General features: G+C 64.0%; 17 protein-coding genes. 7 read left to right on the forward strand and 10 right to left on the reverse strand.

Translation table 11 applies throughout. The annotated features are described in order from the left end of the window. The 4 genes from KA354_19885 to KA354_19900 all read left to right on the forward strand — a co-directional run bounded on the left by KA354_19885 (position 1) and on the right by KA354_19900 (position 4,750). Positions 1 to 1,041 carry a 2-oxoacid:ferredoxin oxidoreductase subunit beta gene (locus tag KA354_19885; GenBank protein ID MBP7936909.1) on the forward strand — a complete coding sequence of 347 codons (1,041 nt, stop codon included), beginning with the start codon at positions 1 to 3 and terminating at the stop codon, positions 1,039 to 1,041. 98 nt (positions 1,042 to 1,139) lie between these two features. Then, the gene (locus KA354_19890; GenBank protein ID MBP7936910.1) at positions 1,140 to 2,246 is read left to right on the forward strand and encodes a nucleoside hydrolase; all 1,107 of its coding nucleotides are present in this window, start codon (positions 1,140 to 1,142) and stop codon (positions 2,244 to 2,246) included. Between the two features lie 45 nt (positions 2,247 to 2,291). Continuing rightward, the gene (gene fmt / locus KA354_19895; protein MBP7936911.1) at positions 2,292 to 3,239 is read left to right on the forward strand and encodes a methionyl-tRNA formyltransferase; all 948 of its coding nucleotides are present in this window, start codon (positions 2,292 to 2,294) and stop codon (positions 3,237 to 3,239) included. Continuing rightward, positions 3,239 to 4,750 carry a M48 family metalloprotease gene (locus KA354_19900; GenBank protein ID MBP7936912.1) on the forward strand — a complete coding sequence of 504 codons (1,512 nt, stop codon included), beginning with the start codon at positions 3,239 to 3,241 and terminating at the stop codon, positions 4,748 to 4,750. The genes fmt and KA354_19900 overlap by 1 nt, the downstream gene beginning before the upstream one ends. On the opposite strand, the gene KA354_19905 is transcribed toward KA354_19900, so the two are convergent. The 5 genes from KA354_19905 to rpsP form a co-directional block, all read right to left on the reverse strand. Beyond that, positions 4,729 to 5,523, reverse strand: a complete 795-nt coding sequence (locus tag KA354_19905) for a TatD family hydrolase (GenBank protein MBP7936913.1) — start codon at positions 5,521 to 5,523, stop codon at positions 4,729 to 4,731. The two genes, KA354_19900 and KA354_19905, sit on opposite strands and share 22 nt — an antisense overlap. Positions 5,524 to 5,530: 7 nt before the next feature. Beyond that, a complete protein-coding gene (locus KA354_19910; GenBank protein MBP7936914.1) occupies positions 5,531 to 5,899 on the reverse strand; it encodes a YraN family protein in 369 nt (122 codons plus the stop codon). A gap of 112 nt (positions 5,900 to 6,011) precedes the next feature. Next, the gene (rplS, locus tag KA354_19915) at positions 6,012 to 6,413 is read right to left on the reverse strand and encodes a 50S ribosomal protein L19 (GenBank protein ID MBP7936915.1); all 402 of its coding nucleotides are present in this window, start codon (positions 6,411 to 6,413) and stop codon (positions 6,012 to 6,014) included. Positions 6,414 to 6,457: 44 nt separating this feature from the next. Further along, positions 6,458 to 7,162 carry a tRNA (guanosine(37)-N1)-methyltransferase TrmD gene (gene trmD / locus KA354_19920; protein ID MBP7936916.1) on the reverse strand — a complete coding sequence of 235 codons (705 nt, stop codon included), beginning with the start codon at positions 7,160 to 7,162 and terminating at the stop codon, positions 6,458 to 6,460. A gap of 10 nt (positions 7,163 to 7,172) precedes the next feature. Then, positions 7,173 to 7,433 carry a 30S ribosomal protein S16 gene (rpsP, locus tag KA354_19925; GenBank protein MBP7936917.1) on the reverse strand — a complete coding sequence of 87 codons (261 nt, stop codon included), beginning with the start codon at positions 7,431 to 7,433 and terminating at the stop codon, positions 7,173 to 7,175. Positions 7,434 to 8,046: 613 nt separating this feature from the next. On the opposite strand from rpsP, the gene KA354_19930 reads away from it, so the two are divergent. Then, complete coding sequence (locus KA354_19930) at positions 8,047 to 8,196, forward strand: hypothetical protein (GenBank protein ID MBP7936918.1); 150 nt, start codon at positions 8,047 to 8,049, stop codon at positions 8,194 to 8,196. A gap of 69 nt (positions 8,197 to 8,265) precedes the next feature. Beyond that, positions 8,266 to 9,189, forward strand: a complete 924-nt coding sequence (locus KA354_19935; GenBank protein MBP7936919.1) for an NAD(P)-dependent oxidoreductase — start codon at positions 8,266 to 8,268, stop codon at positions 9,187 to 9,189. Here KA354_19935 and KA354_19940 read toward each other — a convergent pair. Both KA354_19940 and KA354_19945 read right to left on the reverse strand, forming a co-directional pair. Next, a complete protein-coding gene (locus KA354_19940) occupies positions 9,171 to 9,638 on the reverse strand; it encodes a Clp protease N-terminal domain-containing protein (GenBank protein ID MBP7936920.1) in 468 nt (155 codons plus the stop codon). The two genes, KA354_19935 and KA354_19940, sit on opposite strands and share 19 nt — an antisense overlap. Before the next feature lie 161 nt (positions 9,639 to 9,799). Then, complete coding sequence (locus KA354_19945) at positions 9,800 to 10,564, reverse strand: ThuA domain-containing protein (GenBank protein MBP7936921.1); 765 nt, start codon at positions 10,562 to 10,564, stop codon at positions 9,800 to 9,802. 343 nt (positions 10,565 to 10,907) lie between these two features. On the opposite strand from KA354_19945, the gene KA354_19950 reads away from it, so the two are divergent. Then, positions 10,908 to 11,276 carry an RNA-binding protein gene (locus KA354_19950; GenBank protein ID MBP7936922.1) on the forward strand — a complete coding sequence of 123 codons (369 nt, stop codon included), beginning with the start codon at positions 10,908 to 10,910 and terminating at the stop codon, positions 11,274 to 11,276. Between the two features lie 112 nt (positions 11,277 to 11,388). Here the strand turns inward: KA354_19950 and KA354_19955 are convergent, their stop codons facing one another. The 3 genes from KA354_19955 to KA354_19965 form a co-directional block, all read right to left on the reverse strand. Beyond that, entirely contained in the window at positions 11,389 to 12,471 is a 1,083-nt protein-coding gene (locus KA354_19955; GenBank protein ID MBP7936923.1) for a family 10 glycosylhydrolase, read from the reverse strand. A 354-nt stretch (positions 12,472 to 12,825) separates the two neighbouring features. After that, positions 12,826 to 13,674: a DUF1080 domain-containing protein gene (locus KA354_19960; protein ID MBP7936924.1), complete on the reverse strand. Its 849-nt coding sequence runs from the start codon at positions 13,672 to 13,674 to the stop codon at positions 12,826 to 12,828. A 321-nt stretch (positions 13,675 to 13,995) separates the two neighbouring features. Next, on the reverse strand, positions 13,996 to 15,199 hold a 1,204-nt coding region (locus KA354_19965), incomplete at its 5' end, for an acetylxylan esterase (GenBank protein ID MBP7936925.1).

Raw genomic sequence — 15,199 nt, forward strand, 5'->3', positions numbered from 1 at the left:
ATGTCCGATACCGCGACCTTGCCGGTGGTTAATCTGCAGCCCAAGGACTACGGAAGCAGCCAGGAAATCCGCTGGTGCCCAGGCTGTGGCGACTACTCCATCCTGGCCCAGATCAAGAAGGCGTTCAGCAATCTGGGCAAGGACCCAGACAACGTGGTGTTCGTCTCCGGGATCGGCTGCTCCAGCCGGTTGCCGTACTACATGAACACCTACGGGATCCACGGCATCCATGGACGGGCCCCGGCCCTGGCAACGGGTCTGCGGCTGGCCCGCCCGGATCTCGAGATCTGGGTGATCACCGGTGACGGTGACGGCCTGTCCATCGGCGGCAATCATTTGCTCCACTCGATCCGCCGCAATCTCAACATCAAGATCCTCATGTTCAACAACCGAATCTACGGCCTGACCAAGGGGCAGGTGTCGCCGACCTCGGAACGAAACAAGAGGACCGTGTCGACGCCGTTCGGCTCCGTCGGAGCCAGCATCAATCCCTGCTCCTTCGCCATCGGCGCGGAGGCCACCTTCGTCGCCCGCACCGTGGATATGTATCCCGCCCATCTCCAGTACACTCTCGAACGGGCGTCCAAGCACCACGGAATGGCTTTTGTCGAGATCTATCAGAACTGCAACATCTTCAACAACGAGGCGTTCAATCACGCCACCGACCGCGAGACGCGCGACGACAACATCGTCGAGCTCGAGCACGGCAAGGCTCTGATCTTCGGGAAGAACAAGGACAAGGGCGTTCGCCTTCGCCGCGACTACCGGCCGGAAGTTGTCAAACTGGGCGATGACGGAGCCAGCATCTATGACCTCCTGATTCATGACGAGAAAGCTACCTCGCCGGCCCTGGCGTTCCTCCTCAGCCGCCTGCGCTACCCGGACTACCCCGAGCCCATCGGAGTCTTCCGGGATATCGAGCAGGCGGTCTACAACGAGCTGATCGAGGAGCAGATCCAGCGGCTGACCAAGGAGAAGGGCGAGCCCGATCTCCAGAAGTTGCTCAACGGCCCGGAAACCTGGGAAATGAAAGCGAATTGAAGAGCCGGCCGGCCCCCGACTCCTCGCCGAGTACCTTTGTTTCCCTATGCTCCATTCCGGGCTCGGCATACAATCCCCCTTTTTCAGGGGATGCTGCGATGAGAACGGTCCTCTTGCGGCGCGTGATCGCCTCGTGTCCTCTCTTGATCTGGATGCTGATTCCCGTCACCAGCCATGCCGAGCCGCCCAGGACGCGCGTGCCCTACATCCACAGCACCGACTTGCTGCATCCGCACGAAGATCCGGACGATCATTTTGACCTGGCCACAGCCTATGCCCTTGAGGAACTCGACATCAGGGCGATCCTGCTCGATCTGGGTGACCGGCAGAAACTGCGCTCCGGCCGCCTGCCTGTAGAGCAGCTCAACAAGCTCACCGGGCGCCGTGTGCCTTCTGCCGCCGGCCTGAGCGTTGCCCTCAAGTCCCCTGACGACAAGGGACTTGATCAGCCGAAAGAGGATCAGGGCGCCATCGAGTTGTTGCTCAAGGTGCTCCGCGAGTCGTCCGAGCCGGTCATCCTCAATACCCTCGGCAGCGAGCGCGACGTCTGCGCGGCGTTCAACCGCGAGCCGGAGCTGCTGCGCAAGAAGATCTCCCGCCTGTACGTGAACGCCGGCGGCCTCAAGGGAGATGAACGCGAGTGGAACGTGCGACTCGACCCCCTCTCGTACGTCGGGTTGATGCGCTCCGGCCTGCCCATCTCCTGGTGTCCGTGTCAGCCGACGAACGTGAACCTGAGCACCCACTGGGTCTTCAAGCACAAGGATGTCCTGGAGAGCATGCCCGCCGGCCTGCTCAACTTCTTCATCTACGCCCTGCAACGTGTGCCGCCCGGCGAGATCGACCCGATGGCCGCGTTGGCCATGGATCTCCGCCCTTGGCGCCACATCCTGATGGAGCAGGACCGGAACATGTGGAGCACGGCCTCGATCCTGGACGCGGCCGGGCGCTCCATCTACCGCGTCGGTGACCGGTGGGTGGCCGCCCGCTCGGCGCCGGCTGGCGGCCAGCTGGCGGAGGTCTTCAGGTTCATTCCCGTTCGCGTCGAAATCGACAACCGGGCCGTGACCCGATGGAAGGAGGCCCCCGGCGACCCCACGATGCGAGTGTACCAGGTTGCCGATGCCAAGAACCATCAGGCGGCGATGGCGAGTTGCCTGCGGCAGGTCCTCGAAAACTTCCCCGTGGTGACCGGGCTTCAGTGACGTTATCATGGCGTTGCGGCAAGGGGAGCGTCAGGAGTCTGATACATGCGCGTGGTTTTCTTCGGGGCTGGTGACTTCGCCGTGCCAAGCCTGCGCTGGCTGGGCAACAGCCCGCACGAGGTCGTGCTGGTCGTGACTCAGCCTGACCGGCCGGCCGGTCGGGGTAAGCAGCTCCTCCCTACACCTGTGGCCGCACGGGCGGCCCAGGACGGCATGCATCTCGTCCGTTGTGAGGACGTCAACACGACCGAGTGCGTCGAGAGCCTCCGCCGTCTCAGACCCGATCTCGGCGTCGTGATCGACTTCGGCCAGAAACTCCGGGCCGAGGTCCGCTCCGTTTTTCCGAGCGCGTGCATCAATCTGCATGGGTCACTGTTGCCCAAGTACCGCGGGGCGGCCCCGGTGGCGCACGCCATCCTGTCCGGTGAGCGGAAGACGGGGGTCAGTGTTTTCCGCCTGGTCGATCGAATGGATGCCGGACCAGTCCTGGTGCAGCGGGAGACGGCCATCGGTCCCTACGAGACTCAGGAGGAGTTGCACGGGCGGTTGGCGGCCATAGGTTGCGACGCGATGGACGCCGCGTTCAAGCTGTTCTCCGGCGATCGTCTGCCGGAGGGCAAGCCGCAGGACGAAGCCCAGGCGACCCGGGCCCCGAAGCTCTCGAAGGCCGACGGTTTGCTGCGGTTCCATGAGCCCGCCGAGTCGATCGCTCGCCGTTGCCGGGCATTGTGGCCCTGGCCCGGGGCTCGCTGCCAGTACGTCGGCTCGGAGGGGCGGCCGGTCGAGGTGACCCTGATCTCCGCGACGGCGACGCCGGTGCCCGTCGATGCTCCCCCGGGGACGGTCACGCCCATTCTGACCGTGGCTACCGGCTCCGGGACGCTCGAGATTCACAGTCTCCAGCCGGCCGGCAAACGCCCCATGGGCTGGCAGGATTTCGTCAACGGCCGCCACGTTCAAGCCGGTTGCCGGTTCGTCTCGCTGGGGGCCTAATGCAGATCATCGTCTTTGTCGCCTTCGCCATCGCCCTGAGCGTTCCACTGAATGGACCTCCGTGGCAGACGGTAGCCAGGCCGGAAGTGATCTGGGCGACAGTCGCAGCGCAGGTGCTTCTTCCAGCCCTGGTCGCCTGGCTCTACGTCCGGCTGGTCCTCCACCGCCTGGAGGTAAACCCTGCCTGGCTGCCCGACGCCCAGGAACGTCTGTCGCAGGGCGGAACGGCAATTCGCGGCGTTCTGGTCGCGGAGCTGTGTTTCCTGCTCTATGGTACCGGCTGGGGGCCGCTGGTTCGTAGCTGGCCGGTGGTCGGATCGCTCTACGGGCTCGACGAGCTTGTTCTGCTGGCCCCGTTCTTCCTGGGTGTTGTCCTGTCGTGGTTTGTCCTCTACCCGGCCGATCGGGCGGTGCGCGAAGTGGCCATGGATCGGCGCCTCCTGGCGTCGGTGCCCATGCGACCGGTGTGGAATCGACGAGCATTCCTTTCCTTCATGATCCGGCAGAACGTGCTGATCATCCTCATCCCGATGCTGCCGATCCTGATCGCGAACGATTTTGTCGCTGAACGTGCGGATTGGGTTCGGCGGTTCACCCGCGTGGCCTGGGGTGACCAGGCGCTGCTCGTGCTGATTGCCGGGGTTGTGTTTCTGTTCGCTCCCGTCGCTCTCCGCCATATCTGGCACACCCGGCCGTTGCCCGCTGGCGACCTGCGAGAACGGCTCGAGGCGATGTCGCTCCGGGCCGGATTTCGCTCTCGCGAGATCCTGATTTGGGAGAGCGACGGCATGGTGGTTAACGCGGCAGTGATGGGAATTGTCCGCCCGCTCCGGTACGTCCTGCTTTCCGACGGTCTGATCGAGATGATGGAGGACCGCAAGATCGAGGCGGTGTTCGGCCATGAGGTCGGTCACGTCAGGCATCACCACATGCTGTTCTACCTGCTTTTCACCATGGCGAGCATGCTGGCCGTCGGCGGGGTGATCCATCTTGCCGTGCAGATCTGGCCCCAGCTGCTCCATAACCGGTCAGGATTGCAGGACTACTTCCAGGTGGTCGCCATGGCGATGATCATCCTGATCTGGGTCCTGGGCTTCGGTATCGTCTCTCGACGTTTCGAGTGGCAGTCCGACTTGTTCGGCGCACGCAGCATCACGCCGCCGGCCGAGGAGTGCGATCAACCGTGCCTGTTCCACGGCACGGCCATACGCAGCGGTCCCGATCCTGATCCGCCGGCGTTGACTGCCCTGGCCGTCTGTGCCACCGGTGTTGAGGTGTTCGCCAAGACCCTCGAGAGCATCGCCAATCTCAACGGGATCCCGGTTGACGCCCGCAGTTGGCGACACTCGAGCATCAGCAACCGTGTCAGCCGCCTGCGCTCCTACGCGAACGACCCGACGCAGGTGAGACGGCTGAACCGGAATGTCCTGGCGATCAAGATCCTGCTCTTCTTCGGCACCCTGATCGGACTGGCGATCGGCGTCTACCTCTACTGGCTACAGGCTCGCTGATCCAGGCCAAAGAACCTCTCCGCGTTCGCCGTACTTGCCGCGGCCAGGTCGTCGAGTTCCATGCCCATGAGTTCGGCCGCGAATCGGACGGTGTGAAGCAGGTTCCTGGGCTCGTTGGGCTTCATGCCGCGCACCGGCTCGGGGGACAGGTAGGGCGAGTCGGTCTCGAACATGAGCTGATCGACGGGCGTCTCAACGCAGACCCGGCGCGAGACGTCGGCCTTCTTGAAGGTGATGACGCCGGTGAAGGACGTCCACCATCCGTGCGATCGGAGCTCGACGGCCTGTTCCGGCGTGCCGCTAAAGCAGTGGAACACGACCCGCCGGCCGGCATATCCCTGGTCCAGCAGGATGCGTACCACATCGCCGTGAGCCTCGCGGGAGTGAATGATGATGGGGAGTCCGGTGGTTCGGGCCAGCTCGAGCTGCCGCATGAAGACCGACCGCTGCACATCGCACGGGCTGAAGCCGTAGTGGTAGTCCAAGCCGATCTCGCCGGCCGCCACGATCTCGGGACGCTCCTTCCACAGGGCCGCAAGCCGGGCGAGCTCCTCCCAATCGGCCTTGGCGGCCTCGTGGGGGTGAATTCCGGCGGCCACCCAGAGATGGGTGTGCTTCTGGTGAAGCCCGATCGCCGTGCAGGCCTCCTGCGATCCGCCCGCCACCGTGATGAAACGGGTGACACCGGCTGCGATGGCACGAGCGACGACCTCCCCGGTTCGGGCGGCCAGGTCGGCGAAGGTCAGGTGGCAGTGGGTGTCAAAAAGCTCCATATAGATCTCACGTCTGGACCACAAACGCGCTCTTGAAGTGCTTGACCGACATCCGGCCGGCATCGTCGAGCGTGATGGCCACCACGTCGAACCGGCACGGGCGGCCGCTGGAGCGGGTCTGGCGAATGAAGAACCGGGCACTGCGGCTCAGTCTGCGCTGCTTCTCGAGCGTCACCGCGTCCTCCGGGGCCGCGAACTCGTCACTGGTGCGGGTCTTGACCTCGACGAACACGATGATGTGCCGGTCCAGGACGACCAGGTCGATCTCGCCCAGCGGGCAACGATAGTTGCGGGCGACCAGCCGGTAGCCCAGTTGGCGCAGAAAGCGGGCCGCGCGTCTCTCGCCGGCTTGGCCCAGTTCGGCTCGGTCGTCCATGGCGGGCCATGATGATCGATCGCGGGCCGTTGCTCAACAGGAAGAGCACACCGGCTTCGGTCAGGGTGTGCTCCGGGATGGTTCGCCGGACGGTGACGACGGCGCTGGCGGGTCAGCTCTGAGTGCCCACCGCCTCGGTCGTCCCTTCGCTCTTGCCCGCGGCGGTCCGCTTGCGGTCCTTCACGCGACGGGCCTTGCCGACGCGGTCGCGCAGGTAGTAGAGCTTCGCCCTGCGGACATGACCGGAGCGAACTAGCTCGACCTTGGCGATCTTGGGCGAATGAAGCGGGAAGATACGCTCGACACCCTCGTTATTCACGATGCGCCGCACGGTGAACGACTCGCCCATGCCTTTGCCGCGACGGGCGATGACATCACCCTCGTATGGCTGGATACGGTGCTTGTCGCCCTCGACGATGCGTACGTGAACCTTGACCCGGTCGCCGATGTCAAACGACGGCGGCTTCGGCTGGCGGGCCTTGTCCTCAACGGCCTTGATTAACGGATGCAGCATGATGTCGTTCCTCCGCGGACAGATGGCCGGCGAGGGCCTTGTTCTCAGTCCGTGTCCTGGGTCTGACCTTTCTCTTCCAGCAAGTCCGGGCGGCGCTCGCGGGTCCGGCGAGCCGATTCACTTCTCCGCCATTCCTCGATCCGGGCATGGTCACCGCTGATCAGAACCTCCGGCACTTCCATGCCCCTGAACGTCCGCGGCCGGGTGTACTGCGGATACTCCAGCAGGCCGTGAGAGAACGACTCGTCTTCGATCGACTCCTCGTCGCCCACCGCTCCGGGCAGCAACCGAACCACCGCGTCCACCAATACCATGGCGGCTGCTTCACCACCGCTCAGTACATAATCCCCTATCGAAATCTCCCTGGGAGCCAAGCCCAGGCGAATCCTCTCGTCGAATCCCTCGTAATGCCCGCAGATGATCAGGAGCCTGGGCCGACGAGCCAGTTCCCGGGCTACCCGCTGCGTCAGTCGTTCTCCTTGGGGCGTCAGCAGGATTCGCGTCGCCGGGACCGGATCCTCACTCTCCACTTTCGCCACCGCCTCAAAAACCGGCGAGCACATCATCACCATGCCGGGACCGCCACCGAACGGCCGATCATCAACCTTCTGGTGCCGGTTCCCCGCGAAACAGCGTATGTCCGTGCAGTGAATGCGGGCAATCCCACTCTGCCGAGCTCGCCCAATGATGCTGGCCTCGAAAAACGGCTCCAGCGCTTCCGGGAACAGGCTCAGCACGTCGATCCGCACGGCGTACGCCTTATGCCTTGGCGGGCTCCGCCGGGGTCGTCTTCTGCAACAGATTCCTCACCGTCTCGCTCGGCTGGGCGCCCACGCTCAGCCAGTATCGGATTCGATCCATCTTCAGGTTGCACCGCCACTCCTCCCGGCGGTGAGCGGGGTTGTAGAACCCCAGTTCCTCAATGACCCGGCCGTCACGCGACCTGCGGACATCGACGGCCGTCACCCGGAACGATAGTTTGTGAGCGCGACCCGTGCGTTTCAGCCGAATGCGTACCATGCACTGCTCCCTTGTGCCAGCGATCCTTCCGCACACCCCGCCGCCCGACCACTTCGTCAGGCCTGTCTCAATCTCCCAGGTCGGACCGACGCACCAATAGTACGCCCGGCCCCGGCCGGGCCGGGGTGCGAGAACCTCGTAGGATACCAGATTCTGTCTCGGGGGGCAAATCGCCACCGCCGACGTTCACCCCAGTGGGCCCACGCCCAATCGATGCGAGGATGAATATGACCGTAAAACTAACTACCTAATGAGGTTATGGTGAATCCGGCTCTCGGCCGCCAACTGCCCCGCACAACAGCCCGGCAAAGCTCATCACCAAGCAGGCCCGCCCGTTCGTGCAACCCACGAAACAGGATCCGGCTGCCGCCTAGGCCGGTCCTCATCATGGCATCCGTCGCCATCGATCTCCTTTCCGGCCTCGTGCAGGGGCCTTCCTCTCACCCGCGGGGGGCTCCTGGCGAGCGAGTCCCCCCTGTCATCATACCCTTGTTCTGCCGGGACTCAGCGGTTCTGCCGGAGACACCGTACAATGGCCGAACGCGATCCGGCCGCGCACCGGGATCTGGCTCAAACCGGTCACTCCGCCGAAGGGAAGCGAGGCAGACGCGTCATGGAGGCACTCAAGCCCATACCCCTTCTAGTATCCCTAATGATCTTGCTGCTGGCTGACCCGACGTTCACATCGGCTCAGCCGGTCGCGGCCTCCGTCGAGATCTCCCGGGCCGCCGTGCTCTCCAAGAGAAACGCGGATGCGGCCTGAATTCGCTCCCCGTCCCCATGCTGGTTATACTCTCGCCCTGTATCTCCAGACGAGGAAGGTGGCAACCGCATGCGTGTGCTTATCACCGGATCGAGCGGACAGATTGGCACCAATCTGGCCCTGGCCCTCATGGAACGTGGCGACAAGGTGGTCGGGATCGACCGGAGGCCCAATGCCTGGACCGACCGCATCGCCGCCTGTCAGTTGGATCTCCTGACTGCCAAGGTCGCTGACCTGCCAAAGGGGCCATTCGACGTTGTTGTTCATCTGGCGGCCCACGCCAAGGTCTTTGAACTCGTTCAGAGCCCTTCGCGAGCCCTCGAAAACGTGACCATGAACTTCGCCATCCTCGACTATGCCCGCCAGAACAGAATCCCGTTCATCTTCGGCAGTTCTCGCGAGGTGTACGGCGACATCCATCGTCACGTGACCGAGGAGGCGGCGGCCGATTTCGTCGTCGCCGAGAGCCCCTACTCGGCCAGCAAGATCGCCGGCGAGGCCTTCATCTACTCCTATGCCGAATGCTACAAGCTGCCCTATCTCGTCTTCCGGTTCAGCAACGTCTATGGACGCTACGACAACGATATCGAACGGATGGAACGGGTGCTGCCGCTCTTCATGCGGAAGATCTCCCGCGGAGAACTGATCGTCGTCTATGGCAAAGACAAGGTGCTGGACTTCACCTACGTGGACGACTGCATCGCCGGAATCACACGGGGCATTGACGTCCTGGTAGGCCGCAAGGTCACGAATCAGACCATCAACGTCGCATACGGACAGGGTAGTACGCTGGTGGACGCGGTGAATATCATCGCTCTGGCCCTGGGCAAGAAACCCGATGTGCGCTACGAGCCGGCCCGGTCGGGCGAAGTAACCCGCTATGTGGCCGACATCTCCAAGGCCCGCCAACTGCTCGGCTATGAGCCTCAGACCCCGCTGACCGCGGGAATCCCCAAAGCGATCGAATGGGCTCGTCAGCGGGGCGACTTGTAGGAATCCCCCGGGCAAGCAGGGACGCCCCGGACCATCATCTTGCGAATATCGTCGGTCGTGATCTCCATGGCCCGGAGGACGTTGTGCCCCGTGCAGCCTTTCTCGCCGAGCAAGGCCAGCAACAGGTGTAGCGAGCCGATCTGCCAGTTGCCCAGGCCGCGGGCTTCCTCCTGGGCTCGGGCCAGAATGTCCTTGAAGTGCGGGATGCCCGGGAGTCGGCCCATAACCCAAGTCTCATGGAGGCGCTCCTTGATGAGCCGATCCACCTCCTGTCGCGCCCGCTCCTCGGTCAGCCCGCGCGCCGCCAGCATCTTCGCCGCCTCGCCGCTACCTTCCCGCAGCAGGGCGAGGAGAACGTGCTCGGTTCCGACGTACTTCTGCTGGTATTCCTGAGCGATATCCTTGGCGATCTTGAGGACCTGATCCGCCCGCTTGGTCAATACGTACATGGCCTGCTTACCCTCTGCCTAGGGGAGTGACACCCCTTGGCTCCACATCACGCGGACCGTGGGCGTAGATTCCCCGGTCATCGCTCCTCATCGGATGATTTCGGTCTGCACTTGAGTTAGCAGGTCGTCGCCTCGAGGGCCGGGGACGACTGCTGGACGGCCTACTTGGCTTGGCTCGTGTTCTCCGTCTGGCCGTCCAGGCGGCCCGACCAGGCCGTGCCCCGCTGCAGGAGCTGCACGAACTGAGGCAGACGGCAGGCCTTGGCGTCATGTCCCAGGACGATGTTGAAGACCCGCCCCTGGCCGTAGTCCAAGGTCCAGGCGATGGGTTCGGTCTTCTTGCTCCATTCGGAGTAGGCTTCGACCAGCACGTTGATGGGGGTGTCGCCGATCAGCTTGGCATACAGCTCATCGTCGGCCTCGAAATCGGTCAGCCCCTGGGTGATGTAGTGATCCGCATTGGCGACTTTCACCTTGAACGTGCCCCGGGGACCATGACCGGAGCCGTCGACCCAGATCCGCCCGATCAGTTTCCGGTACTCCGCCCATTTGCCCCAAGCCCGGACCGAGAAGTGGAAGGACACCAAGCCCTTCCCGCTCTTGACGAATTTCAGCAGGTTCTCCTTGGCCTGGTCGGTGATTTCCGGGCGTTCCCAGTTGTAGTAGTTGAGCAGGATGACGTCATAACTGGCCAGTACCGAAGACTCCAGGACGGCGGGCTCCTCGCTGACCAGGACCTCGAACTGTCCGGTCTTCTCCAGGGCTTCGCGAAGAGCCGGAGTCGTCTCCCGCCAAGGGTGAGCGGGAACGTCACGTCCGGTAACCACTAGGATGCGGCTCAGTCTCTTGGCTTGTGGTTTGTCTGCGGCGACGGCAGTCGTGGCGAATGTGGCGGTCAGGCAGGCGATCCATAGCGTCCATTTCATATCCGGTCTCCCTGATAAGCGGGTGTGGTGGTTGCCCTGGCGTCCCGGTCGCGGGTCGCCGAAGGCAGGAGAAATTATATCTGTGGCCGGCCCGACCCCCAAGAGCTCAAGCTCGGGGTGCGATTTTTCCGTAAATAGACTGTACACATCCAGCCGGGGGGGTATAATACCCCTACGGTTGGTACGTCGATGTGAGTCGGGTACGAGACGTGGAAAGAACAAGTCCGGATCGTGTTCTCAGTCGCCTTCCTACCAGTATTGGGCCGAGACGGCGGCCCCTTTCATATCAGACCCGGAAAGCAAAAAGCGGGTCCAGAGAAGCCCTCGGACAGGAGATCTCACGATGGGCACGAAGTTGTATGTTGGTAACTTGCCTTACAGTGTCAGCAGCTCCGATCTGGAGCACCTTTTCGCTCCGCACGGCACCGTGCAGAGCGCGGAGGTGATCAGCGATCGCATGACTGGCAGGAGCAAGGGTTTTGGCTTCGTCGAGATGGGCTCTGATGAGGAAGCCCAGGCGGCGATCACAGCCCTCAATGGTCAGGACCACAATGGTCGGCCTCTGACCGTCAACGAAGCGAAGCCGCGAGAGAGTCGCGGTCCTGGTGGCGGCGGCCGCGGTGGCTACGGGGGTGGCCGCGGCGGCGGCGGAGGCGGCGGAGGCGGCGGAGGCGGCCGTGGCGGCTACGGCGGTGGTCGCGGCATGCGCTGATTCCTTCTCTCTCATCCATGAACACGAAAAGGCCACGCATCTCGATGCGTGGCCTTCTCTTTGGCTCTCGGTTCCCCGATTCCGGGCGACTCTTGCCCCTCGGTCGATCCACTCAGCGAGCGGGCACACCCCTCAAGATCCGGCGAATGGCATCCCGGCACTGCCGGCTATGGGCATTGTCGGCGAACAGCACCGTCGACGAGAAGACACAGAAACCCCGGCCCCACGCCTGGGCTTGCCGGACCTGATCGGCCACCGCCTTGGCCGTCTTGCGATCCGGCACCGAAAGGCTGATTCCAGGGGCGATCCACGCCCCACCCGTGGCTTGCAGCCACTCGCTTTGGCGACGCTGGAAAGCCGGCAGGTTGTCGGTGTAGTTCATCACGAACACCAGGTCCACCAGGCTCTGCATCAGCCAGGCAGGAGCATCTTGAAAGAAGTCCTGACGGGCACGCTCCATATCCGGAAGGCAGGCGGCGGTGAGGCGCACGCCCGGACGCGTGTGGTTCATCGCGATGCGAAGCTGCCAGACGAGCTGGGTGACCTGCTGGGTGCGCCAGCGATTCCATGACGCCCGGTCCTGTTCCGGACGTTTGCCGGTCGCTTGGGCGTACAGACCGAGCGTACGCCGGTCGCGAGGGTAATCGCTACCCCTCGGGGCCTCGTCCAACGGTATCCGGATGTAGTCGAGATGCAGGCCGTCCACCGGATAACGCCGCACGATGTCGGTGAACACCTTGACCAGGTACTCGCGCACCTCGGGCAGACACGGGTTCAGACTGAGGTAGAATCGTCCGCTCAACGGTTGGCGCCGTCCCTGCTCATCTTGCAGAAACCACTCCGGATGCGTGTTGTAGAGTTGACGGGCGTCGGCCGGAGGCGCATCACCGTGCCATGCGGGCATCACGTTCACCCAGGCGTGCAGAGCCATGCCCCGGCGGTGAGCCTCCGTGCAGGCCACCGCCAGGGGGTCGAACGGCGGAGGCTTGCCCCGGTATTCCTCGTCCCACGGTTCGTAGGGCGATTCATAGTACGCGGTCGCGTTGCCGCGAACCTGGAAGAGAACCGTATTGAAGCCCGCCTCCTGGCATTGCTGCATCACCGAGGTAATGTCAGCGGGTGACTGCCACGCCCGACGCACCAACCAAAGGGCCTGGGGCGGCCAGACCTTCAAGGGATCGGGCGGAGCTACCACGTCCTCTACCTGGTGCTGCCCTGGCGGTTGTGGCCGCGGCGCTTGCCGGACGGCCGCTCTTCTCGGTCGGGCGGTTCGCGTGTCCTCACAGCCGGTGGCCGCAAACATGCCTGCCAGCGCGACCCCAAGCAGCGACGCTCTTGCCCACGAGGGCCACCGACCGCTCAATCTCGCCATCATCTCCACCGCCATCTGCAAGTACGCCGGATGGAAATTTCAACGCATGCCATACCCGGAATCATGGACGGTAACGCCTCGTACCGCAAGGGGCGGGCGCGTCGAAGAGCCCCGCGGCCCCGGCTTGTTCTCGCCAGGTCAGGATCCGTGGCCGCGTGCCGGTTCGGGGGATGCAGCTTACTTGCCGCCGGGTTGATCGTATTCGCCTAGCTTGCGGATCCAGATGTTCCGGAACCGCACCGGATTGGCGTGATCCTGCAATTCGATGAAGACCTCGGGGGCATGTGGCTTGCCATAATACCCCAGCGATGGGTGGGGCATGCCGTTGATGCCGTCGGTGGCGCCGAAGTACTCATGCCGATGGTGCAGCACGGCACCGTTGTGGATGACCGTGACGTTGGCCTTCTTGACCAGCTTCGCATCGCCATCCCATCGCGGCGACTCGAAGACGATGTCGTAGGTCTGCCATTCCCCTGGAGGCTTGCTGGCGTTGACCAGGGGAGGTGCCTGGCCATACATCGCCCCACACTGGCCGTCGGGATAGGTCGGGTTCTTGAAGCAGTCCAGCACCTGGACCTCGTACATCCCGTTGATCAACACGCCGCTGTTGCCGCGGCTCTGACCGTCGCCGCTGGCCCGCTGGGGCGTGGCGAACTCCAGGTGCAGTTGAAAGTCGGACCACTTCTCCCGGGTGCGGATGTTGCCCTTGCCGCTGGCCATGCAGCCGTTCTCGACCGTCCACCGGGCGGGCTGGTGGTCGCCACCCTGCCACTTGGAAAAATCCTTGCCGTCGAAGAGGATGACCGCGTCCGACGGCGCGGGGGCGTTGTGGCTGAACGTGGTTCCAGGCGTCACCACCCGCGGCTGTGGTCGCTCGCCGTCGTGCACACACCAGGGCGTCCCGGGAATGATCGGTGTTCCCTTGTAGCCCAGCCCCTGGAAGGTGGCCGCCGCATAAACGGCCGCCACCGCACTCAGGCCACCCAAGCCCAAGCCGACGAGTCTGAGGAATGGTGAGGTTCTCATGGTCTGTCCGCTCCGGTCTGATCCAGTGTGAGGCCAAATGACCTCGAGGACAGGTCCCTTGCCGTTGCGCCCGACGCCGACCTGTTCGCCACATCCTACCGCGAACCTTCCCGGTCCGTCGAGAGCATCGCCAGAGGCCGGCAGGAGAAGGGACTCCAGCGAGAGATTTTGCCTCCGTTCATGTCAGCGGCACTCCACGATCCGGTCCCGCACCGCGAAAGGCATTCCTGGGCAGGACGCACCCGGGAAGGCCCCACAGCTCTGACTGGGTCTGGTCACCGGCTCGGCACGATCGTCCCCCATGCCGCCGTGCGGCAGCGATCACTGTTGACTCGTGCGGAACGGTTCCACCGGGACACGCTCGCCTCTCACCAGCGCCTTGTTCCACGCGTCGAAACGGGTGTAGTAGGGGCGGTGCGAGCCGTGCGTCTCACCGTGTTCGGCCAAGGGGAGCACGACGACCTCGGTCGGTCCCTGCAGAGCGTTGCACGTGGCAAAGATGCCGGGCGGCGGGCAGGTGGTGTCAATGAGCCCGATACCGGCCAGCACCGGGCACTTCACCCGCGAAGCGAAATGCACCACGTCATAGTAGCGGGCGGCATCGCGGACCTTGGCCTCGTTCTTGTCCTTCGTCTTCCAGTACCACATCGGCCAGCCCGGAAGGCGTTCCGCTTCCGGACCGTTCAGGTCGCAACCGGCCGGAACACACGCGAGCACGGCCGTGACCTTCGGATGCAGGGCGGCCGTCACGATCGACTGCAGACCGCCTTGGCTGCCGCCAGTGACGACCAGGGTTTTCCCGTCCCAATCGGGCCGTTCGGTCAGGTACTGGGCCGCCCGGAAGCAGGAGAGGTACATCCGCAGGAAATAGCTGGTTTCGCGATCGTCATTTCCGATCGCGGGATAGTCCTTGAGCGGCCCCGTGCCCTGGTCCTTGTAGAATGGCTCCGGCTCATCGATGGGCAGATCGTGAGCGTTGATATTGAGAACCAGCCAGCCTTCCGCCGCCCGGCCGGTGACCCACTCCTTCTGCAGCGGGTACACGCCTGCCCACTGGACGATGAGCATGGCCGGAAGCTTCTCTCCCTGCCTCGGCCGGGCGAGCTGGCCGTGGATATGCGAGCCGCGAATGTGGTCCATGGTGATCTTGTGATACTCGAGGTCCGCCTTGCCGCTGTCCCCGGTGGTGAGCTGCGGATTGGCGGGAACGCCGGCCAGGTCCTTGAGCTTGCTCTCCCAGAAGGCGTCGAAATCGTCCGGGCGCCTGGAGGCGGGTCGCAGCTTCTCCGGCGAAACCAAGGCGCCGCCCAGAGCCTTGACCCGCCGCTTGCCATCGACCGGGGGAAGCGTCACCTCGGCCAGCAGCCAGCCGGGTTCGTCGAGCCTGGCTTCGATTCGACCCTTGCCCTGGGAGAGGCTGACCCGGCCTCTGCTGACTTCGGTCACTCCGCCCTTCTTGACCACGAAGAATACCTCGGAGGCGGAGGAGTCCTTGACCTCCACGGTCCATCGTATGACCTCGCCC

It is taken from the genome of Phycisphaerae bacterium (genome assembly GCA_018003015.1).
In the GTDB taxonomy this organism is placed as follows: Bacteria; Planctomycetota; Phycisphaerae; order UBA1845; family PWPN01; genus JAGNEZ01.

Bases quoted from the DNA above. Each gene is read 5' to 3' on its own strand.
- KA354_19885 (MBP7936909.1), top strand. From the start codon at position 1: ATGTCCGATACCGCGACCTTGCCGGTGGTTAATCTGCAGCCCAAGGAC.
- KA354_19890 (MBP7936910.1), top strand. From the start codon at position 1,140: ATGAGAACGGTCCTCTTGCGGCGCGTGATCGCCTCGTGTCCTCTCTTG.
- fmt (MBP7936911.1), top strand. From the start codon at position 2,292: ATGCGCGTGGTTTTCTTCGGGGCTGGTGACTTCGCCGTGCCAAGCCTG.
- KA354_19900 (MBP7936912.1), top strand. From the start codon at position 3,239: ATGCAGATCATCGTCTTTGTCGCCTTCGCCATCGCCCTGAGCGTTCCA.
- KA354_19905 (MBP7936913.1), bottom strand. From the start codon at position 5,523: ATGGAGCTTTTTGACACCCACTGCCACCTGACCTTCGCCGACCTGGCC.
- KA354_19910 (MBP7936914.1), bottom strand. From the start codon at position 5,899: ATGGACGACCGAGCCGAACTGGGCCAAGCCGGCGAGAGACGCGCGGCC.
- rplS (MBP7936915.1), bottom strand. From the start codon at position 6,413: ATGCTGCATCCGTTAATCAAGGCCGTTGAGGACAAGGCCCGCCAGCCG.
- rpsP (MBP7936917.1), bottom strand. From the start codon at position 7,433: ATGGTACGCATTCGGCTGAAACGCACGGGTCGCGCTCACAAACTATCG.
- KA354_19930 (MBP7936918.1), top strand. From the start codon at position 8,047: ATGGAGGCACTCAAGCCCATACCCCTTCTAGTATCCCTAATGATCTTG.
- KA354_19935 (MBP7936919.1), top strand. From the start codon at position 8,266: ATGCGTGTGCTTATCACCGGATCGAGCGGACAGATTGGCACCAATCTG.
- KA354_19940 (MBP7936920.1), bottom strand. From the start codon at position 9,638: ATGTACGTATTGACCAAGCGGGCGGATCAGGTCCTCAAGATCGCCAAG.
- KA354_19945 (MBP7936921.1), bottom strand. From the start codon at position 10,564: ATGAAATGGACGCTATGGATCGCCTGCCTGACCGCCACATTCGCCACG.
- KA354_19950 (MBP7936922.1), top strand. From the start codon at position 10,908: ATGGGCACGAAGTTGTATGTTGGTAACTTGCCTTACAGTGTCAGCAGC.
- KA354_19960 (MBP7936924.1), bottom strand. From the start codon at position 13,674: ATGAGAACCTCACCATTCCTCAGACTCGTCGGCTTGGGCTTGGGTGGC.